The 20,985-nt window shown below is 72.3% G+C and carries 15 protein-coding genes; 9 read left to right on the top strand and 6 right to left on the bottom strand.

Annotated elements, in window-relative coordinates; translation table 11 throughout:
- Positions 1–4: 4 nt before the first annotated feature.
- The 4 genes from ACFPQ9_RS33285 to ACFPQ9_RS33270 all read right to left on the bottom strand — a co-directional run bounded on the left by ACFPQ9_RS33285 (position 5) and on the right by ACFPQ9_RS33270 (position 4,268).
- Positions 5–883 carry an ABC transporter permease gene (locus ACFPQ9_RS33285; protein ID WP_380861794.1) on the bottom strand — a complete coding sequence of 293 codons (879 nt, stop codon included), beginning with the start codon at positions 881–883 and terminating at the stop codon, positions 5–7.
- Complete coding sequence (locus tag ACFPQ9_RS33280; protein ID WP_380861792.1) at positions 880–1,773, bottom strand: ABC transporter permease; 894 nt, start codon at positions 1,771–1,773, stop codon at positions 880–882. Before ACFPQ9_RS33280 ends, ACFPQ9_RS33285 begins: the two co-directional genes overlap by 4 nt.
- A 3-nt stretch (positions 1,774–1,776) precedes the next feature.
- Positions 1,777–2,901 (bottom strand): polyamine ABC transporter substrate-binding protein, encoded by a 1,125-nt coding sequence (locus tag ACFPQ9_RS33275; RefSeq protein WP_380861790.1) that lies wholly within the window; start codon positions 2,899–2,901, stop codon positions 1,777–1,779.
- A 188-nt stretch (positions 2,902–3,089) separates the two neighbouring features.
- Complete coding sequence (locus ACFPQ9_RS33270) at positions 3,090–4,268, bottom strand: aromatic ring-hydroxylating oxygenase subunit alpha (RefSeq protein ID WP_380861788.1); 1,179 nt, start codon at positions 4,266–4,268, stop codon at positions 3,090–3,092.
- A gap of 393 nt (positions 4,269–4,661) precedes the next feature.
- Between ACFPQ9_RS33270 and ACFPQ9_RS33265 the strand changes: the two genes are divergently transcribed.
- The 8 genes from ACFPQ9_RS33265 to ACFPQ9_RS33230 all read left to right on the top strand — a co-directional run bounded on the left by ACFPQ9_RS33265 (position 4,662) and on the right by ACFPQ9_RS33230 (position 12,679).
- A complete protein-coding gene (locus tag ACFPQ9_RS33265) occupies positions 4,662–5,087 on the top strand; it encodes a hypothetical protein (RefSeq protein WP_380861786.1) in 426 nt (141 codons plus the stop codon).
- The gene (locus tag ACFPQ9_RS33260) at positions 5,084–6,322 is read left to right on the top strand and encodes an NADH-ubiquinone oxidoreductase-F iron-sulfur binding region domain-containing protein (protein WP_380861784.1); all 1,239 of its coding nucleotides are present in this window, start codon (positions 5,084–5,086) and stop codon (positions 6,320–6,322) included. Before ACFPQ9_RS33265 ends, ACFPQ9_RS33260 begins: the two co-directional genes overlap by 4 nt.
- A gap of 76 nt (positions 6,323–6,398) precedes the next feature.
- On the top strand, positions 6,399–6,590 hold the full coding sequence (locus ACFPQ9_RS33255; protein WP_380861782.1) for a ferredoxin: 192 nt from the start codon (positions 6,399–6,401) through the stop codon (positions 6,588–6,590).
- A gap of 1 nt (position 6,591) precedes the next feature.
- Positions 6,592–8,646: an acetate--CoA ligase family protein gene (locus ACFPQ9_RS33250; RefSeq protein ID WP_380861780.1), complete on the top strand. Its 2,055-nt coding sequence runs from the start codon at positions 6,592–6,594 to the stop codon at positions 8,644–8,646.
- A 39-nt stretch (positions 8,647–8,685) separates the two neighbouring features.
- Entirely contained in the window at positions 8,686–9,858 is a 1,173-nt protein-coding gene (locus tag ACFPQ9_RS33245; RefSeq protein ID WP_380861778.1) for an acyl-CoA dehydrogenase family protein, read from the top strand.
- Between the two features lie 36 nt (positions 9,859–9,894).
- Positions 9,895–11,067 carry an acyl-CoA dehydrogenase family protein gene (locus tag ACFPQ9_RS33240; RefSeq protein ID WP_380861776.1) on the top strand — a complete coding sequence of 391 codons (1,173 nt, stop codon included), beginning with the start codon at positions 9,895–9,897 and terminating at the stop codon, positions 11,065–11,067.
- Between the two features lie 32 nt (positions 11,068–11,099).
- Entirely contained in the window at positions 11,100–12,002 is a 903-nt protein-coding gene (locus ACFPQ9_RS33235) for a 3-hydroxybutyryl-CoA dehydrogenase (RefSeq protein ID WP_380861774.1), read from the top strand.
- Between the two features lie 47 nt (positions 12,003–12,049).
- Complete coding sequence (locus tag ACFPQ9_RS33230) at positions 12,050–12,679, top strand: TetR/AcrR family transcriptional regulator (RefSeq protein ID WP_380861773.1); 630 nt, start codon at positions 12,050–12,052, stop codon at positions 12,677–12,679.
- A gap of 4 nt (positions 12,680–12,683) precedes the next feature.
- On the opposite strand, the gene ACFPQ9_RS33225 is transcribed toward ACFPQ9_RS33230, so the two are convergent.
- Together ACFPQ9_RS33225 and ACFPQ9_RS33220 are read right to left on the bottom strand one after the other, a co-directional pair.
- On the bottom strand, positions 12,684–15,131 hold the full coding sequence (locus tag ACFPQ9_RS33225) for a SpoIIE family protein phosphatase (protein WP_380861771.1): 2,448 nt from the start codon (positions 15,129–15,131) through the stop codon (positions 12,684–12,686).
- Positions 15,132–15,313: 182 nt separating this feature from the next.
- Positions 15,314–17,389: a SpoIIE family protein phosphatase gene (locus ACFPQ9_RS33220; RefSeq protein ID WP_380861769.1), complete on the bottom strand. Its 2,076-nt coding sequence runs from the start codon at positions 17,387–17,389 to the stop codon at positions 15,314–15,316.
- Positions 17,390–17,583: 194 nt separating this feature from the next.
- Here ACFPQ9_RS33220 and ACFPQ9_RS33215 point away from each other — a divergent pair, with 194 nt between their 5' ends.
- Entirely contained in the window at positions 17,584–20,958 is a 3,375-nt protein-coding gene (locus ACFPQ9_RS33215) for a pyruvate carboxylase (RefSeq protein WP_380861767.1), read from the top strand.
- Positions 20,959–20,985: the final 27 nt, after the last annotated feature.

Below are 20,985 nucleotides of genomic sequence, written 5' to 3'. Positions count from 1 at the left end.
GGGATCACTCTCCGGAGAGGATGTCGAGGCCGCCGCGGCGGCCGAAGAGGCGCGGGAGGAACAGGGCCAGGGCGATCAGGGCGATGGACCCGGCGAGCATGAGCGTGCCGACCGCGTTGATGGTGGGCTGCACCCCGAAGCGGATCGCCGAGTAGATCCGCACGGACAGGGGCTGCGGGTCGACGCCGGTGGTGAAGTAGGCGAGCACGAAGTCGTCGAAGACGAGCGCGAAGATCAGTACGGCACTCGCCAGCACGGCGGGCAGCAGCGCCGGCAGGGTCACCAGCCGCACCGCCTGCCAGCGGGTGGCGCCGAGATCCATCGCGGCCTCCTCCACCTCCGGGTTCAGTGCGGCGACCCGGGAGCGCAGGATGACGGTGACGTAGGAGATGGAGAAGGTGATCTCGGCGAGCATCACCGTGCCGGTGGACAGGGGGACGCCCAGGCCCTTGAACAGCAGCATCGAGGCGACGCCGGTGACGATCTCCGGCGTGATCAGCGGGACCAGCATGATCAGTCCGGCCAGGGAGCCGAGCCGGGTGCGGCAGCGGACCAGGCCGACGGCGAGCGCCACTCCGAGGAGCACCGAACCGGCCATCGCCACCAGGGAGATGCGCAGGCTGGTGCCGAGGGAGGCGATGAGCACGTCGTCGTGCACGAAGGCGCGGTACCAGCGCAGGCTGAACCCGTCGAACACGGTCAGCGACTTCTGGGAGTTGAAGGAGAAGAGCGCCACGACCGCGATGGGCAGATAGAGCAGCGCGAAGAACAGCCCGGTGACCGCGATGAGGACACGGGGCCTGCGATGGGTGCGCCGGCGCTTTCGCGTCGGGGCGGACGTGCCGGCCGGGGCGGTGGTGGAGGGGGTGCTGACCAGAGTCATCGCAGTGCCTCCGCCTCGTCCTTGCGGGTGCGCCGCAGGTAGCCGAGCATCCCGATCAGCAGGACCAGCATCAGCAGCATGGTGAGCGCCGAGCCGAGCGGCCAGTTCTGGCCCTGGAAGAACTTGTCCTGGATGAGGTTGCCGATCATGATCTGGTCCGGGCCTCCCATGAGCTGTGCGCTGACGAAGTCACCCATCGCGGGCAGGAAGACCAGGACGAGTCCGGCCGCCGCGCCCTGCCGGGTGGCGGGCAGGGTGACGAAGAAGAACGTGCGGACCGGGCCGCCGTACAGATCGCGGCCGGCCTCGATGAGGGAGACGTCGAGGCGTTCCAGCGCCGCGTAGAGCGGGATGATCATGAAGACGACGAAGCCGTAGACCAGTCCCGCGACCACGCCGAAGCCGCTGTTGAGGATCTTCGTGCCCTCGTCGGCCAGGCCGACCGCGCGCAGGCTGCGCAGCACCGGTCCGTCGTCGGACAGGACCACCGACCACCCGTACATCCGCACCAGGTAGTTGGCGAAGAACGGCACCACGATCGCGGCGATCAGCGCGTGCTTGTACCGGCCGCCGTACAGGGCGATCGTGTACGCCACCGGATAGGCGATCAGCAGACAGATCACGCAGGTCAGCAGGGCGTAGCCGAGGGAGCGCGCCAGGACCTCGGTGTAGGCCGGGTCGGCGAGGGCGCGCACGCCGGCCAGGTCGAAGCCGAAGCGCGGGTTGCCGAGCTCGTCGGTGGTGCCGACCGCGAGAACGGCGACGAGGACCAGCGAGGCGATCAGGAAGCCGGTCATCCACAGCGTGCCCGGCAGCATGAACCAGAGCCATATCCGGTTGCCGGAGGTGTCCCGGCGGCGGGCGCGGGACGAGGGGCGCAGCAGTGCCATGTCTCAGCCCGCCTTCACATGGGTCCAGGCGGTATCGCGGGCGTCCTCCGCCGCGCGGCCGCCGTTGCGGAAGAAGACGTCGGCCTTCAGGTCGTCCTGGGTGACCAGACACTCGGGGAAGGGCTCGACCAGGTCGGCGTAGGTCTTCTCGGTGCCCGCGACCGGCATCGGGTAGCCGATGTACTCGATGTTCTTCTTCACGTTCTCCGGTCGGAGCATGTAGTCGATGAACAGCATCGCCGTGCCGGGGTGCGGGGCGTTCCAGGGGATGGCGTAGCAGTCGGAGTTGATCGGCGTGCCCTCCTTGGGGGCCTGGAACCCGAACACGGAGGGGTCGTCGGCCGTGTTGAGCATGGCGGCCATGTCGCCGCTCCACGCCTGCTGGATCAGTGCGTTGCCGTTGAGGAGGTTGTTGTAGCTGTCGCTGGAGAAGCCGCGCAGCCGCGGCCGCAGGCTGCCCAGCAGGGAGGTGATGCGGTCGAGGTCGCCGGGATCCCCGGTGCTGACGTCGAGGCCGAGCGCGAGGGCACCCATGCCGAGCACCTCGTCGCGGTCGTCCAGCAGGAAGACCTTGCCGCGGGCCCGGTCGTTCCACAGATCCCGCCAGGAGTCGGTGAGCTCACCGATCTTGTCGCGCCGCCAGCCGATGCCGGTCTTGTACGCGGTGAAGGGGACGGTGTGCGCGGAACCGGGGTCGTACCAGGGGTCCGCGAAGTAGTCGTACGTCCCGAATATGGCCTGGGAGTGGTCGAGCCGGGAGTGGTCGATACGGCGCAGCCGGCCGCCCCTGACCAGCCGCTGGGCCCATTTGGCCGTGGGAAAGACGATGTCGTAGCGATTGCCCGCGTTGAGCTTGGCGACCATGCCTTCCATCGAGTCGAAGTTCGACTGGATGACCTTGACGCCGTACTCCTTCTCGAAGCCCTTGAACACGGACGGGTCGACGAAGTCGGCCCAGTTGAAGTAGACGAGATCGCCGTCGACGCGCGCATCGACCGGGGCGAGCCGGTCGGCGTCGGGCTTCTGGGCGGGCATGAACCCGCAGCCGCCGGCCGCGGCGGCCAGCAGGCCGCCGGCGCCCGCCCGCAGCACGGCGCGTCGGGTCGGCGGTGGTACCTCGGGGGACATGAAGCGTCCTCTCCGTCGAGGAACGGCACAACTCCAGGGCGGGACCGGCTGGTCGGCTCACTTCAGGCCCTGATTCCGTAGTGATGACCGGTCTGGGGAGGGTGCGTGCGCGGCTCAGAGGGCGCGCGATAAGGCCGAGGCCGAGGAAGGACGTACGGCGGAACGCACGGGGGAGGTCTGCGGGGGCGTCACCGTGCGTCACCCTCCAGGTCCCGCCGGACCCGGCGGGCGAACCAGCCGACGGCGGCTTCGCGCTGCGAGAGGGGTCCAGGCTCGAATCCGGGGGTCTGCATCCCGGCCTGCACGCGCTCCACCAGCTCGGCGTCCTCGTCGTTGGTCTCCCAGCCGATGTGGATGTTGAGCCGCCGGGCGAGCCGGGTGCGCAGGCCCTCGCCGGTCTTCGTGTAGAAGGCGCCCGGGATCGCCGCCCGGTCCTGGGCGGTGGGCAGGGCGGTCCACGCGAGCACGTGGTCAGGGTAGAAGTCGATGAGAGTGTTCGGGTAGATCACGGCGTACCGCCATACCCGCCGGTCAGCCTCGAGGAGCCCCGGCATCGGTGTCGCGAGCCGCTGGTAGAGCCGCTCGGTCCAGTTCGAGGAGGGCTTGTCGCGCAGGGGTGATTCGAACAGGACGTAGTTCTCCTGTACGTCCACCGTGTACGCGGCGTAGTCGAGCAGTCGCATGAGCGCCGGGTGGGCGACCGGGACGTGGTAGCCCTCCAGATAGTTGTCGACGATCACCTTCCAGTTGGCGTTCTGCTCCTCGCCGCCCTTCAGGTCGTGGATGCGGTGCTTGCCGACCGGCATCAGGCCGGGCCCGGCGTAGCGGCCGACGGCCTCGGCGAGCCCGGCGCAGCTCTCGGCGAGCGGGGTCGCCTCCATGTCCAGGTTGACGAAGACGAAGCCGAGGAAGGACTCCACGTTGACCGGGTGCAGCCCGAGCTTGGGCTTGTCCAGGCAGGGGATGCGGCGGGCCTCGGGCGCGCCGACCAGGCGTCCGTCCAGCTTGTAGGTCCAGCCGTGGTACGGGCAGCGGATCGCCTTGCCCGCCGGCTCGGGGTCGGTGACCAGGCGGGTCCCGCGGTGCCGGCACGCGTTGAGATGGGCGGCGAGAGTGCCGTCCTCGGTGCGGACGACCAGCACTTCGCGGCCTGCGGCGGTGGCGGCCAGCCGCGCGCCGGGGCCGGGGAGATCCGATTCGTGGCAGACGAGCTGCCAGGACTTGGCGAAGATCCGGTCGGTCTCGGCCTGTGCGACGGCCGGATCTGTGTAGTAGCGGGCCGGCAGGGCCTCCCCGGGATGCTCGGGGGGCGGCTGCGGTGGGGCATGGGAGACGGTCTCCGCTGCCCGGGTCGTCGAGGGGTTCATGGGGTCCTCCTCCGCGCCGCTGCGGCGGCGATGGGCGGTGAGGGATGGGCCGGGACAGGGGGCAGGTACGACTTCCGGACCTGCCGCGATCCGGCTGACTGATTGGTTAGTCAGAGTGGGGGCGGAGTGGTGGCAAGTCAAGACTTGTGGGCTGACTAATTAGTTAGTTAGTCTCCTGGGTAGTCGGATGGCCCTGGCCCGCAGACGGATCCCCAGGCGCACTCCGTAAGCCCGCGGGCCACAGGTCCGCGCCACGTCGGGGGTCCGGATCCGGACACCCACCCCGGCTCCCCGTCCCTCACGTCACGGCGGCGGAGCATCCCCATCCCACGTCATGGCCGCGCCACCCCCGCCCCCGGACCACGCGGAGGCGGAGCGAACCCGGAGGCACGCATGAGCGCTCGCCGCAGTCTCGTCTGGCTCGGCCTCACGCCGGAGCCCGAACAGGAGCTGCCCGCAGCGGTGGCCGCCCTGCGGTCCACGGCGGCCGGCCGGTCGCCGTCGGCCCTCGTCACCGCCGAGCGGCACCGCGTCGAGCGGCTGGTGCTGCGCGGCACCCAGCGCGGCTGGCTGCGCTATCTGCGCGAGGTCACCGACCTGGTCGTGCAGGCGGCGGGAGCTGGGACCACCGACCCGCGAGCGGCCCTGCTCGCCGGCGAGGTCGTCCTCGACCACCACCGCATGCTGATCGGCCTGCCCGGAGCGGGCTACGACCGCACCGCTCTCCAGCGGCGCGATCTGGAACGTGCGCTGGCGCGGCTCAGGGCGCGCCCCGAACCCGCACTCGTCGGCCCTTCCGAGCCCTGGAGCACCATATGACCGGCGTGTTCTCCCTCCTCCCCGAAGGACGGGCCGGCCTCCTCGACGCACCGCCCGACGCCGGCGGCGAGGGCATCGACGGATACCTCGCCGCGGGCGGCTACGCACCGCTGGTCGCGCCCGACCGACTGCTCGACCGGATCGCCGCCGCGGGGCTGCGCGGCCGGGGCGGGGCCGGTTTCCCCGCCGCCGTCAAACTCCGTGCCGTCCGCGACGCCCCCGGCCCGCGCGTCGTCGTCGCCAACGGGGAGGAAGGCGAGCCGGGGTCCGTGAAGGACCGCTGGCTGCTGCGGCACCGTCCGCACGCCGTGCTCGACGGTCTGCGGCTGGCTGCGGCCATGACCGGCGCCGAGCGCGGGTTCGTGTACCTCTCGGACGCCGATGCCGAGCGGACCGTACGCGGGGCGCTGGCTCAAAGCTCCCCGGAGCTGCGCATCGACGTCGTGCGGACGGAGCACACCTACGTCGCGGGGGAGGAGAGCGCCGTCGTACGGCGCATCGACGGCGGCCCGGCGCTTCCCACCGCCAAACCCCCGCGCCCGTTCGAGAGCGGTGTCGGCGGCGCGCCCACCCTGCTCGCCAACGTGGAGACCCTGGCCCGCATCGCCTTGATGTACTCGCGCCCCGATGAGGCGGACGCCGTCGCCGCGAGCCATCTGGTGACCCTCTCCGGCGGTGCCGGTGGTGCCGCGCTCGTGGAGGCGCCCGCCGGCACCCATCTCAAGGTCCTCGCCGATGTGTGCGGGCACGGCAGGGCCGAGGCGGTCCTGCTGGGCGGCATGTTCGGCGGGCTGCACGGCGAGGGCTGGTCCGACCTGCCGCTCGACCACGACAGCCTGAAAGCGGCGGGCGGAGCCCTCGGCTGCGGTGCGCTGCACTTCCTGCACCCGGAGGACTGCCCGGTCGCCGTGGCCGTCGAGGGCGCCGCCTACCTCGGGGCGCAGAGCGCCCGGCAGTGCGGGGTGTGCCTCTCCGGGACCGGGGCGATGGCCAAGGCACTCCAGGCCGTCGCCCACGGGGAGGCGAACTTCGACACGGTCGCCAAGCTCCACCGCTGGTCGCAGCAACTGCCCGGCCGCGGCGCCTGCGGACTGCTCGACGCCGCCGCCCGCGTCGTCGCCACCCTCCTCGACCGGTTCCCCGACCTGGTCGACGCCCACGGCCGCTCCGCCTGCCCCGGCTGCGCGGGCCCGGCACCCGAGGACGGGCGCCGCTTCACCGTGCCGGTGCCGTGAGCCGCACCCGGATCCCTCCGGGCGCCTCCCCACCCCCAGCCCTCACCGCGCCGAGCCGCGCCGAAAGGACCGCACCATGAAACTGCTGCTGGACTCCACCCGCTGCCAGGGCTACGGCCTCTGCCAGGAACCCGCACCCGAGCTGATCGACCTCGACGAATGGGGCTATGCGCAGGTGCGCGCGACCGAGGTGCCCCCGGGCGCGGAGGACGCCGCCGAGGCCGCCGTCGCCGCCTGCCCCAACTCCGCGCTGCGGCTGGTGAAGTGACATGGGACGCGACCTCTCCGCCCTCTTCGACCCCGTATCCGTCGCCGTGGTCGGAGCCAGCGACGACCCAGCCAAGTACGGCCACGCCATAGCCGCCCAGGCCATCCGCGCGAACGGCCGCCGGCCCGTCCACCTGATCAACCGGCGCGGCGGCACCGTCCTCGGCCGCACCGCCGCGACCAGCCTGAGCGCGGTCGGCGAGCCCGTCGACCTGGCGGTGGTCTCCGTGCCCGCCGCCGGGTTCGAGGACGCCGTCGACGAGGCACTGCGGTGCGGGGCCCGGGCGATCGTCGCGATCACCGCGGGCTTCGCCGAGACCGGCGACGCCGGACGCGCCAGGCAGGAGGCCGTCGCCGAACGGGTGCGCGCCGCCGGAGCGGTGATGGTCGGCCCCAACTGCCTCGGCCTGGCCGACAACACCACCGACCTGTTCCTGGCCTCCGACACCTTCACACCCGGCGGCGTCGCGCTGCTGAGCCAGAGCGGCAACCTCGCCCTCGAACTCCAGCTCCGCTTCCGCCCGCACGGCCTCGGCTTCTCCCGGTTCGTCTCCCTCGGCAACCAGGCCGACGTCACCCTCGTCGACCTGCTCGCCGACTGCGCCCGGCACGAGGGCACCCGCGCCATCGCGGTGTATGCCGAGGACTTCGGCGACGGGCGCGCCTTCGCCGAGGCGGCCGCCGACGCCGGGAAACCGGTGGTGCTGCTGACCGCCGGCCGCGGGGACGCCTCCGCGCGCAGCGCCCAGTCGCACACCGGGGCGCTGACCACCTCCGCCGACGTGGTTGCCGCAGCCTGCCGGGACGCCGGGGTGGAACTGGTCGCCACCCCGCGCGAACTCACCGTCGTCCTCGCCGCGTCGCACGGCGGACGCCGGACCACAGGCCGCCGGGTCGCCGTCCTCACGGACGGCGGCGGGCACGGTGTCATCGCCGCCGACGCCGTCGAGACCGCCGGGCTGACCGTGCCCGAACTGCGGGAGCCCACGCGGGAGCGACTGCGTGAGGCGCTGTGGGAGCAGTCGGCCGTCGCCAACCCGGTGGACCTCGCCGGGATGGGCGAGCAGGACCCCGGCTCGTACGCGGAGACCGTCGACGCGCTGCTCGCGGCCGAGGAGGTCGACGCGGTGCTGATGACCGGCTACTTCGGCGGTTACGCGGCCGCCGAGAGCGGACTCGGCGGAGGCGGCACGGCGCTCGCGGAGGGGGAACGGGCCGCCGCCCGCCTCATCGCCGCCCGGCACCGCGCCACCGCCAAACCCCTGGTCGTGCAGTCGATGTACCCCGACTCGCCCAGCTGCCGCACGCTCGCCGCAGCCGGTGTGCCCGTCTTCGGCGCCACCGAGGACGCCGCCCGCGCACTCGCCGCCACCGCACCCGGCGTGTCCCGCACCGGTGTGACACCGCTGCCCAGCCCCGCCGCCCCGCTGCGGGAGACCGGCTATCTGGAGACCCGCAGAGCCCTCGAGGCGGCCGGACTCGCCTTCCCCGCCGCCCGCGAGATCCACGACGTGACCGAACTGCTCGCGGCGACAAGGGAGTTCAGCGGCCCGTACGTCCTCAAGGCCCTGCACCTGCTCCACAAGTCCGACGCCGGGGGAGTGGCCCTGGGCCTGGCCGGCCGCGACGAACTGGTCGCCGCCTTCCGGGAGATGCACACCCGGCTCGGCGCCCCCGCCTACTCCGTGGAGGCGATGGCCGACCTCACCGACGGCATCGAGCTGATCGTCGGCGTCAACCGCGACCCGCGCTTCGGCCCGGTCGCCATGGTCGGCCTCGGCGGGGTGCTCGCGGAGGCACTGCACGACATCGCCTTCACCCTCGCCCCCGTGCCCGCCGACCGCGCCCTGCACCTGCTGCGCGGACTGCGCACCGCCGCCCTGCTCGACGGGGTGCGCGGACGACCGCCCGTCGACGTCGAGGCCGCGGCGCGGGCCGTCGAGACGATCACGGCCTTCGCCGCCGCCCACCCCGAGATCGCCGAGATCGAGGTCAACCCCCTTCTCGTACGGCCCGACGGCGTCCTGGCCCTCGACTCCCGCGCCGTACTCGCCTGACCGAGCCGCACCCGCCCGACCGACCCAGAAGAGGTCCCCATGGACATGCGCTACACCCCCGAACAGGCCGACCTGAAGCGGCGTGCCGCCGACTACGCCCGCCTGCTGATGCGATACGAGGACCAGTCCGAACAGGCCGGCGGACCCCTGCCGCAGGAACTCGTCACCGAACTGACCCGCGCCGCGATAGACGCCGGGGTCTACGCCATCAACATGCCCGCCGAGTGGGGCGGGGCGGGCCTGAGCCTGCTCGACCAGGTCATCGTCGAGGAGGAGTTCGGCAAGGTCACCAACTGCCTGTGGGACATCCCCTGGCGGCCCGCCAACGTCCTGGCGTACGGCGACGAGCGGCAGCGCGAGAAGTACCTGCTGCCGGTGATCCGCGCCGAGAGGTTCGACGCGTTCGCCGTCACCGAGCCGGGCGCCGGCTCCGACCCGTCCTCCGGCACCTCCACGGCCACCCGCACCGACGGCGGCTGGCTGCTCAACGGCGAGAAGTGGTTCGTCACCTGCGGCGACATCGCCGACTTCCTGCTGGTGCAGGCGGACGCCGGACCCGAGAAGCTGCCCACCCTGTTCTTCGTCGACAAGGCCGCGCCCGGCGTGAAGATGAGCCGGCTGCCGCACTTCATGCACTCCGCCGTCAACGGGCACCCCGAGTTCACCTTCACCGATGTCTTCGTCGCCGACGAGGACGTGCTCGGCGGCGTCGGGAACGGCTACGAACTGACCAAGGAGTGGTTCACCGACGAACGCCTGATGATCGCCGCCCGGACCGTCGGCGCCGCCGAGCGTGCCCTCCAGCTCGCCCGGGACTGGGCCGTCGAGCGCGAGCAGTTCGGGGCGCCCATCGCCTCGTACCAGCTGATCCAGGGCATGCTCGCCGACTGCGCCGTCGACATCGCCGTCAACCGCGCCTACACCCACCAGGTCGCCTGGGAGGCCGACCAGCCCGGCACCGACCGCAAGACCCTGCACGCCAAGGCCTCCACCGCCAAGCTCGCCGCCAGCGAGGCCGCAGGCCGGGTCGCCGACCGGTGTCTGCAGATCTTCGGCGGCCGCGGCTACGACCGCACCTACCCCGTCGAGCGCATGTACCGCGAGCTGCGCGTCGACCGGATCTGGGAGGGCACCTCCGAGATCCAGCGGCTGATCATCGCCAACGAGCTCATCAAGCGCGGCACCCGCGCCCTGGCCCTGCCCACGCACTGACACCCACCCTTTTCGTACCGCACAGCGAGGACTTCCATGGACTTCCGTCTCACCCCGCGTCAGGTTCAGCTCAAGGCCGACGCCCGTGCTCTCACCGACTTCATCGCCGGCTACGAGAACCAGTGCGAGGAGGAGAACGGCCTGCCCGCCGACGCGCACGCCAAGGTCCGCGACGCCGTGCTGGACGCCGGACTCCAGGCCGTCAACATGCCCGCCGAATGGGGCGGCGCCGGCCTCACCATCGCCGAACAGGTCACCGTGCAGGAGGAGTTGGGGCGGCTCACCGGCGCCCTGTGGGACATGGTGTGGCGCCCCGCGAACGCGCTGCGGTTCTGCACCCCGGAGCAGCGCGAGCGCTTCCTCGTCCCGGTGATCAAGGGCGAGCGCCGCGACTGCTACGCCGTCACCGAGCGCGGCGCCGGCTCCGACCCGCAGAACCTCACCACCACCGCCACCAGGAACGACCGGGGCTGGGTGCTCAACGGCGAGAAGTGGTTCGTCACCGTCGGCGACCATGCCGACTTCATGATCGTGCTCGCCGCGGCAGGACCGGACCGCGCGCCCACCCTCTTCCTCGTCGACAAGGACACCCCGGGGATAGAGATGACGCGCGTCCCGCGCTTCATGCACACCTTCGTCTACGAGCACCCCGAGTTCACCTTCACCGATGTGCAGGTGGGCGAGGACGCCGTGCTCGGCGGCATCGGCGAGGGCTACGACATCACCCGCTCCTGGTTCACCGAGGAGCGCCTGATGATCGCGGCCCGCACCATCGGCGCCGCCGAGCGTGCGCTGGAACTGTCCCGGGACTGGGCCGTGGAGCGGGAGCAGTTCGGGGCGCCGATCTCCTCGTACCAGCTGATCCAGGGCATGCTCGCCGACTGCGCCGTGGACATCGCCGTCAACCGTGCCTACACCCACCAGGTCGCCTGGGAGATCGACCACTCCTCGGCCGAGGACCGCAAGACCCTGCACGCCAAGGCGGCCATCGCCAAGCTCTCGGCGAGCGAGGCGTCCGGCCGGGTGATCGACCGGTGCCTGCAGATCCACGGCGGCCGCGGCTACGACCGCGCCTACGCCGTCGAACGGCTCTACCGCGAGCTGCGCGTGGACCGGATCTGGGAGGGCACCTCCGAGATCCAGCGGCTGATCATCGCCAACGAACTCATCAAGCGCGGCTCCGGGGTCCTGGACCTGCCGGTCGCATGACGCGTGCCGCACCGCACGAGAGAGGGAGACCGATGACCGACATCAAGCGCGTGGGGGTGGTGGGCTGCGGTCTGATGGGCGCGGGCATCGCCGAGGTGTGCGCACGGGCCGACGTGCCGGTCACGGTCGTGGAGCGTGACGCGGAGGCCGCCCGGGCGGGCCGCCTCCGCGTCACCCGCTCGCTCGACCGGGCCGCCGCGAGCGGCAGGATCGACGCCGAACGACGCGACCGGGCCGCGGACCTGGTCACCGTCGTCGACGAGATGGCGGCACTGCACGAACACGACCTGGTCATCGAGGCGGTCGCCGAGGACGAACGCCTCAAGGTCGACGTGTTCACCCGCCTCGACTCCGTGGTCACCGACGAGCGCACCATCCTCGCCACCAACACCTCCTCCATCCCGGTCATCCGGCTCGCCGCCGCGACGACCCGCCCCGACCGTGTCGTCGGCGTGCACTTCTTCAACCCCGTACCGGTGCTGCGGCTCGTCGAACTCGTGCCGTCGCTGCTCACCGCGCCCGCCACCACCGAGCGGGCCGAGGAGTTCGTGACCGGCACGCTCGGAAAGGAGGTCGTCCGCACCCGGGACAAGGCCGGCTTCGTCGTCAACGCGCTGCTCGTGCCCTATCTCCTGGCCGCCATCCGCATGGTGGAGTCGGGCAGCGCGACCGTCGAGGACGTCGACCGCGGCATGGTCCTGGGCTGCGCACACCCGCTCGGCCCGCTGGCCCTGACCGACCTCATCGGCCTCGACACCACCCGGGCCATCGCCGAGTCCCTGTACGCCGAGTTCCGCGAACCGCAGTACTCGCCGCCGCCGCTGCTGTCGCGGATGGTGGAGGCCGGCCTGCTGGGGCGCAAGTCCGGGCGGGGCTTCCATGTCTACGACGGACGACCGGAGCGTGGGGCACCGGTACCGGCGGGGCGCCCGTGAGGGAAGATGGCCATGGCGGACGACGACCGGACGAGGGGAGCCGCACGGTGGCCACCAAGGTGCGCACGGCAGACACCCGCGAGCGCATCCTGACCGCGGCGTGCGAGGTCATCGCCGACATCGGCTTCGAGAAGATCCGCATGCGCATGGTCGCCGAGCGGGCCGGTGTGTCGACGGCGCTGCTGCACTACCACTTCGACACCCGCGAGAAGCTGTTCACCGAGGCGATGACGCACTCGTTCGCCAGCACCGCCCTCGACGTCGACCGCGACGCGGGGACGGCGCCGGCGGCGGTCATCCTCGCCCGCATCGTGCGCAACCTGCTGCCCACCGACCCCGAACTCCACCAGGACTGGCGGCTGTGGCAGGAACTGTGGGTGCGGGCCCTGCGCGACGAGACCACCCGGGTCTTCGCCGTCGATCTGTACGCCCAACTGCACGGCTGGGTGTCCGACGCGATACGGCGCGGCATCGACTCCGGCGAGTTCACGCCGGCCGACGTGGACGACCTCAGCACCCTCGTGCTGTCCCTGAGCGACGGTTACGGCATCCGGCTGATGCTGCGGGACCCGACGGTCACCCTCGACTCGGCGCTCGCCGCCATCTGGCGCCATGTGGCCGGCGCGCTCGGCCTGCCGGCCGCCGTACCGGCGGACACCCGCCCGAACGGCGCGTGACGCGTCAGGCACCCGGATCGGTGTGCTTCCCCGACAGGGGCTGCTCGGTCCAGATGGTCTTGCTGTTGCGGCCGTACCGGGTGCCCCAGCGCTCGGAGAGCTGGGCCACCAGGAACAGGCCGCGTCCGCCCTCGTCGGTGCTGCGGGCCTGGCGCAGATGCGGGGACGTGCTGCTGGAGTCGGACACCTCGCAGATGAGATGGCCGTTGCGGATCAGCCGCAGCAGCACCGGGCCGCCCGCGTACCGGTAGGCGTTCGTGACCAGTTCGCTGACGATGAGTTCGGTGGTGAAGGCCAGCTCCTCCAGCCCCCACTGCGTCAGCTGCTCCGTCACCAGCGTCCGGGCCCGGCCGGCCGCCGTGGGCTCGGCCGGCAGCTCCCAGGTGGCCACGTCGTCCGCCGCCAGCACCCGGGTCCGGCCCAGCAGCAGCGTGACGTCGTCGGCCGGCCGGTCCGGCAGCATCGCGTCCTCCACCGCCTTGCACGTGTGCTCCAGCGACCGAGACGGACCGGTCACCGAGTTCCGCAGCAGCGTCAGTCCCTCGTCGATGTCGCGGCCGTCGGCCAGCAGGAGACCGTCGCTGTACAGAGCGATCAGGCTGCCCTCGGCCAGTTCCAGCTCGGCCGTCTCGAACGGCAGCCCACCGAGCCCGAGCGGCGGTCCGGCGGGCACGTCGAACGGACACATCCGGCCGTCCGGCCCCAGCACCGTCGGCGGCGGGTGGCCGGCCCGGGCCATCGCACAGTGCCGGGAGACCGGATCGTAGATCGCGTACAGGCAGGTCGCGCCGATGATCTGCGGGGTGCTGTCCTCGGCTTGCCTTTGTTCGGTGGCCAGCTGGTCGACCAGGTCGTCGAGCCGGGCGAGGACCTCGTCCGGGGACAGGTCGAGGTGGGCCAGGGTCCGTACGGCGGCGCGCAGCCGGCCCATGGTCGCCGAGGCGTGCATGCCGTGGCCCACCACGTCGCCGACCACCAGCGCGACACGCAGCCCCGACAGCGGGATGACGTCGAACCAGTCGCCGCCGACCCCGGTGGACGCCTGCGCGGGCAGATAGCGGTGGGCCGTGTCGAGCGCCGGGTGCTCGGGCACCTCACCCGGCAGCAGACTGCGCTGGAGGGCCTCGGCCGCGCTGTGCTGCTGGGTGTAGCGGCGGGCGTTGTCGATGCAGACCGCGGCCCGGGCGGCGAACTCCTCCGCCAGCGTCAGATCGTCCTCCTCGAAGGGTTCCGGCTGCCTCGAGCGCCACAGACAGACCAGCCCGAGGATCACGCCGCGCGCGGCCAGCGGCACCACCATCAGGGAGTGGACGCCCATCGCGAGCGCCCGCGCGGCCCGTTCCGGCTCGGAGTCGAACCAACCGGAGTTGGCCTCCAGCACGGGCAGCAGGACCGGACGCCGCTCGGCCAGGCACTTCGTCGGCGCCGTTCGCTCCGGGAAGAAGAACAGATGGCCCTCGGGATACATCACGGACGTCGCCTCGGGCCGGATGGCGCGGGCCGCCATCCTGCGCAGCGGGCCCATGGCGTGCGGGTCCGGCTCCTCGCCCCGGGGCACGGGTTCCAGCAGATCCACCGAGATGGCGTCCGCGAGCTCGGGCACCGCGGCCTCGGCCAGCTCACGCGCGGTCGTGGCCACGTCCAGGGTCCTGCCGATCCTGGTCCCGGCCTCGTTGAGGAGCGCGAGGCGCCGCCGGGCGCGGTGACGTTCGGTGACGTCCTCGACGATCTCGGTGACGCCCAGCACCCGCCCGGACGGGTCCTCCATCCGGAAGGCGGAGATGGAGATCACCAGCTCCCGGTGCGGGTCGTGCAGCAGCCGGGCGTGCTGCTCGGCGAAGATCACCGGCCTGCCGGTCTCCAGGACCGACCGGAGCTTGGCCTCCGCCAGGTCCGCGTCGGGGCCGAACAGGAACTCGCCGGCGCGCCGCCCGCGGTACGCCTTCGGGGGCAGTCCGCCGAACCGTGCGATCGCCCGGTTCACCCGCAGCACACGCAGGTCCGGGCCGAGCACCACGACACCCACCGGCGACCGGCGGAACAGACCGTCCAGCACCGACCGGTCGATCTCCCACTGGGCGATGTCCTCGGCGAGCGAGCCGATGAGGAGCCATTCGTCGGCGGAGTCCAGCCGATGCACCCGCCGGGCCCTGAACCCCACATACACCCGGTGCCCGTCGCGGTGGCGCGCCGGCAGCAGCCCGAACCAGCCCCGCTCGCGCAGGCACGAGGCGGTCGCCTCGGCGATCACGGCCTCGTCCCCGTCGGCGACCAGCACCTCGCGCACCGGCCGGCCCAGCACCTCGTCGGCCTCGTGCCCGAGGAACGCCGTGGCCTGATCGCTCCACGCGACGACGCGCCCGCGGTCGTCCAGCACCGCCGACGCGGATCGGTGGACCGAGAAAGGATCCTCCGGGCTCTCACTGAGCAGCGTCGGGGATGTGTCGTGCATCGCCCACCCATCTCGCGCCGTTCCCGGGGCCCGCGGTGTGGCGCCCCGGCCGGTCCTGCGGTTGCGCATGGTCGGATTCGTAGCGGCTCACTCCCAGTATCGGCCGAAGGGGCGCCGCGCGCTTTGTCGTCGCGACCGGGGCGCCCCCGCGAAGCACGCCCGCGACCGGACCGCGTCCCCGTTCATCGGGGCAGCGCCCGGGCGAGCAGCACGGCCACGTCGTCGTCCGCCACCTCGGGCATCAGACGGGCCAGCAGGTCGTCGCAGAGCCGGTCCAGCGGATGCTCCGGATGCCGCAGCTCCCGCGCCAGCCGGCGCATGCCCTGGTCGAGGTCCGTGCCACGGGTCTCGATCAGACCGTCGGTGTAGATCACCAGCAGGCTGTGCGGGGCGAGGACCACCTCCTGCACCTCGCCGCCCTGCCCGCCCACGCCCAGCGGCGGGCCCGCGGGCCCGTCCAGGAAGGCGACCGTCCCGCGCGCGTCGGCGACCACGGGCGGCGGGTGGCCCGCCCGGGCGATCACACAGCGGCCGTCGGCCGGATCGTGCACCGCGTACAGACAGGTGGCCATCTCGTTGTCGCCCAGATCGGCCACGGTGGCGTCCAGGGAACGCAGCACCTGGTCGGGTGCCGTGTCCCGGCGCGCCAGGGTCCGTACGGCGGTGCGCAGCTGGCCCATGACCGCCGCCGCGTGGATGCCGTGCCCCATCACGTCGCCGATCACCAGCGCGGTCCGGCCGCCCGACAGGGCGATCGCGTCGAACCAGTCGCCGCCCACCTCGTGGTCGCCGGCCGGCAGATAGCGGGCGGTCAGCTCCAGTCCGCCGACGGCGGGCAGGGACGGGTTCATCAGGCTGCGCTGCAGGGTGAGCGCCGCGTCGCGCTCCCGGCTGTACATGCGTGCGTTGTCGATGTTCAGCGCCGCCCGGGCGACCAGCTCGTCGATCAGCAAGGTGTCCTGGTCGTCGAAGGGCTCGCGGTCCCGGGTCCGGGTCACCACCACCGCGCCCAGCACGGTGCCCCGGGCCACCATGGGCACCAGGCGTGCCGCACCCACCCGGGCGCGCAGATACTCGCGCAGCCGGTCGGCGCCGGGGGCGGGGATCAGCGGGCCGATGTCGGACAGATACAGGTTCATCGGCCGCCCCTCGCGGATGACCTGCTCGTACACCGAGCCGGGCGGGACCTGGAGCGTGCTGCCGACCGCGAGGTGATCGGCCGGCGCGGCCGGATCCGTGAAGGACGCCGCGGCCCGCCGGACCACGCCGTGCGCCGACGCCGCGGTCTCGTCCGGCGCCACCGCCTCCTCCAGCAGCTGGACGTCGGCGGAGTCCGCGAGCCGGGGCACCAGGACCCGCACCACCTCCTGCGCCGTCTGCGTCAGATCCAGCGTGGAACCCATCTGCGTGCCCGCCTCCGCCAGCAGCGCGAGGCGCCGCCGTGCCCGCTCCACCTCCAGATGGGCCCGCTGCTCCTGTGTGACGTCGATCAGCGAGGCGATCACGCCCACCCGCTGCCCGGCACCCCCGAGCAAGGGGGCGTAGGAGCAGGACCACGTCCGCTGCCGTTCCGGGTCCGCCGACGCGCTGGTGTAGCGGAAGTCCACCACCGCCTCACCGCGGTCCAGGACCTGCCGCATCACCGACTCCAGCCTGTCGGTGCCGGCGGCGATCTCGGGCACGCGTCTGCCGATGTGCTCGGCCACCGGGACGCCGTCCATCCGGGCCAGCGCCTCGTTGACCCGCAGGAACCGCAGGTCGGGGCCGAGCATGGCGAGGCCGATCGGGGACTGGGTGAACAGTCCCTCCAGCGCCGCCAGCGCATCGCGCATCCGCTCCACCGCCGACGTCTCCGCGGCGATGGCCAGCACACCCGTGCGCCCCCGCGCGTCGGCGATCGGGCAGTGCCACATCTCCATGTCGACGAGGGTCCCGTCGCGATGCCGGACCGGCAGCCGTGCGACCACCGCCGCGCCCGTCCGCACCGACCCGGCCAGCCGGTCCGCCAGCTCGTGGTTCTCCTCGGGCACGAGGACACGCTTGGCGTCCTGTCCCACCATCTGCTCCGGCGTATGGCCGAGCAGGTCCTGCGCGGCCAGCGACCACTGCGCCAGACGCCCGTCGCCGTCGACCACCCACAGGGCGAGCGGGAGCAGGTCCTCGAACACGCCCGCGTGCTCCACCGCGGCCGTCAGCCGCGCCGGCCACTCCTCGATCGCGTCGTGCGCATTGGCACCGCGGTGTATCGCGCCGACCATGAGGGCACCTCGCTCACACCACCCTCGACCACACAGAAGGCTCACAGACAGCGTAGGCCCGTCCGGTCACCTGGGTACCCGTGGTGACCGTGACCGGTGTCCGCCGACTGGCGAGTGGCCCGGCTCACATGGCGTGATGAGGGGAGCCGCCGACACCATGGGTGTCCGTCTCCGGCAGGCTGAAGGGATCAAGAATGTTCCGCAAGGTGCTGGTCGCCAACCGCGGTGAGATCGCGATTCGCGCTTTCCGCGCAGGCTACGAGCTGGGCGCGCGCACCGTCGCCGTCTTCCCGCACGAGGACCGCAACTCCCTGCACCGGCTCAAGGCCGACGAGGCGTACGAGATCGGGCAGCCGGGACATCCGGTGCGGGCCTACCTCTCCGTGGAGGAGATCGTCCGAGCGGCACGCCGGGCGGGAGCGGACGCCGTCTATCCGGGATACGGATTCCTCTCCGAGAACCCCGACCTCGCCCGGGCCTGCGAAGAGGCCGGCATCACCTTCGTCGGACCGAGCGCCGACATCCTGGAGCTGACCGGAAACAAGGCCCGCGCCGTGGCCGCCGCGCGCGAGGCCGGCGTACCGGTGCTGGGCTCGTCGGCGCCGTCGAACGACGTGGACGAACTGGTCCGTGCCGCCGATGACATCGGCTTCCCGGTGTTCGTCAAGGCCGTCGCGGGCGGCGGCGGGCGCGGTATGCGCCGGGTCGAGGAGCCCGCGCAGCTGCGCGAGTCCATCGAGGCGGCGTCCCGCGAGGCGGCCTCCGCCTTCGGCGACCCGACCGTCTTCCTGGAGAAGGCCGTCGTCGAGCCCCGTCACATCGAGGTGCAGATCCTCGCGGACGGACACGGCGACGTCATCCACCTCTTCGAGCGGGACTGCTCGCTGCAGCGCCGCCACCAGAAGGTCATCGAACTCGCCCCCGCCCCGAACCTCGACCCCGAGCTGCGCGACCGTATCTGCGCCGACGCCGTCCGCTTCGCCCGGCAGATCGGCTACCGCAACGCCGGCACTGTGGAGTTCCTGCTCGACCGCGACGGCAACCACGTCTTCATCGAGATGAACCCGCGCATCCAGGTCGAGCACACGGTGACCGAGGAGGTCACCGACGTCGACCTGGTGCAGTCGCAGCTGCGCATCGCCGCCGGCGAGACCCTGACCGACCTCGGCCTCGCCCAGGACACCGTCACGCTGCGCGGCGCCGCGCTGCAGTGCCGTATCACCACCGAGGACCCGGCCAACGGCTTCCGCCCGGACACCGGCCGCATCAGCGCCTACCGCTCGCCGGGCGGCTCGGGCATCCGGCTCGACGGCGGAACCACCCACGCTGGTACGGAGATCAGCGCGCACTTCGACTCGATGCTGGTCAAGCTCACCTGCCGGGGCCGGGACTTCGGTGCCGCGGTGGGCCGCGCCCGGCGTGCCGTGGCCGAGTTCCGCATCCGCGGTGTGGCCACCAACATCCCCTTCCTGCAAGCGGTGTTGGACGACCCCGACTTCCAGGCGGGCCGGGTCACCACGTCGTTCATCGAGCAGCGCCCGCACCTGCTGACGGCCCGTCACTCCGCGGACCGCGGCACCAAGCTGCTCACCTACCTGGCCGACGTCACCGTCAACAAGCCGCACGGCGAACGGCCCGAACTGCTCGATCCGTTGACCAAGGTGCCGCCGCTGCCGACCCGTGAGCCGCCGGCCGGTTCGCGGCAGAAGCTCGCCGAGCTGGGCCCGGAGGGCTTCGCGAGCTGGCTGCGCGCCTCGCCGACCATCGGCGTCACCGACACCACCTTCCGCGACGCCCACCAGTCGCTGCTCGCCACCCGGGTGCGCACCAAGGACATGCTCGCCGTCGCCCCTGTCGTCGCGCGCACCCTGCCCCAGCTGCTGTCCCTGGAGTGCTGGGGCGGCGCGACCTACGACGTCGCCCTGCGCTTCCTCGCCGAGGACCCGTGGGAGCGCCTCGCGGCCCTGCGGGAGGCCGCCCCGAACATCTGCCTCCAGATGCTGCTGCGCGGCCGCAACACCGTCGGCTACACCCCGTATCCCACCGAGGTGACCGACGCCTTCGTGCAGGAGGCCGCCGCCACCGGCATCGACATCTTCCGCATCTTCGACGCCCTGAACGACGTCTCCCAGATGCGGCCCGCGATCGAGGCCGTACGGGAGACCGGCACGTCGGTCGCGGAGGTGGCCCTGTGTTACACCTCCGACCTGTCCGACCCGGCGGAGCGCCTGTACACCCTGGACTACTACCTGCGCCTTGCCGAGCAGATCGTGGACGCCGGCGCCCATGTCATCGCCGTCAAGGACATGGCAGGCCTGCTGCGGGCACCGGCCGCGGCGAAGCTGGTGTCGGCACTGCGCCGGGAGTTCGACCTGCCGGTCCATGTGCACACCCACGACACCGCGGGCGGGCAGCTCGCCACCTACCTGGCCGCGATCCAGGCCGGCGCGGACGCGGTCGACGGAGCGGTGGCGTCCATGGCGGGCACCACCTCGCAGCCCTCGCTGTCGGCGATCGTCGCCGCGACCGACCACTCCGAGCGGCCCACCGGCCTGGATCTCCAGGCGGTCGGCGACCTGGAGCCGTACTGGGAGAGCGTCCGCAAGGTCTACGCCCCGTTCGAGGCGGGGCTTGCCTCGCCGACCGGGCGGGTCTACCACCACGAGATCCCCGGCGGGCAGCTCTCCAACCTGCGCACCCAGGCGGTCGCGCTCGGCCTCGGCGACCGGTTCGAGGAGATCGAGGCGATGTACGCCGCCGCCGACCGGATGCTCGGCCGCCTGGTGAAGGTCACCCCGTCCTCGAAGGTGGTCGGTGACCTGGCGCTGCACTTGGTCGGCGCCGGGGTCTCCCCGCAGGACTTCGAGGGGGAGCCGGACCGGTTCGACATCCCCGACTCCGTCATCGGCTTCCTGCGCGGCGAGCTCGGCACGCCGCCCGGCGGCTGGCCCGAGCCGTTCCGCAGCAAGGCGCTGCAGGGCCGGGCCGAGGCCAAGCCGGTGCAGGAGCTGAGCGCCGACGACCGTGAGGGGCTGGCGAAGGACCGGCGCGGGACCCTCAACCGGCTGCTGTTCCCGGCGCCCACGCGGGAGTTCGAGACGCACCGCGACACCTTCGGTGACACCAGCGTGCTGGACAGCAAGGACTTCTTCTACGGGCTGCGCCCGGGCAAGGAGTACGCCGTCGACCTGGAGCGCGGGGTGCGGCTGCTGATCGAGTTGCAGGCCGTCGGCGACGCGGACGAGCGCGGCATGCGCACCGTGATGTCCACGCTGAACGGGCAGCTGCGGCCGATCCAGGTCCGGGACCGGGCGGCGGCCTCGGACGTGCCCGTGACGGAGAAGGCGGACCGGGCCAACCCCGGGCATGTGGCGGCGCCGTTCGCCGGCGTGGTGACCCTGACGGTCGCCGAGGGCGACGAGGTGGCGGCCGGTGCCACGGTGGCCACGATCGAGGCGATGAAGATGGAGGCCTCGATCACCGCCGCCAAGGCCGGCACGGTGGCCAGGCTCGCCATCAACCGCATCCAGCAGGTCGAGGGCGGTGACCTGCTGGTCGAACTGGCCTGAGCCGGGAGCCGTCTCGCCCCGCGCAGG

The organism is Streptomyces coerulescens (genome assembly GCF_042657965.1).
Lineage (GTDB): Bacteria > Actinomycetota > Actinomycetes > Streptomycetales > Streptomycetaceae > Streptomyces > Streptomyces coerulescens.
This window is presented reverse-complemented; position numbering and strand designations above follow the sequence as displayed.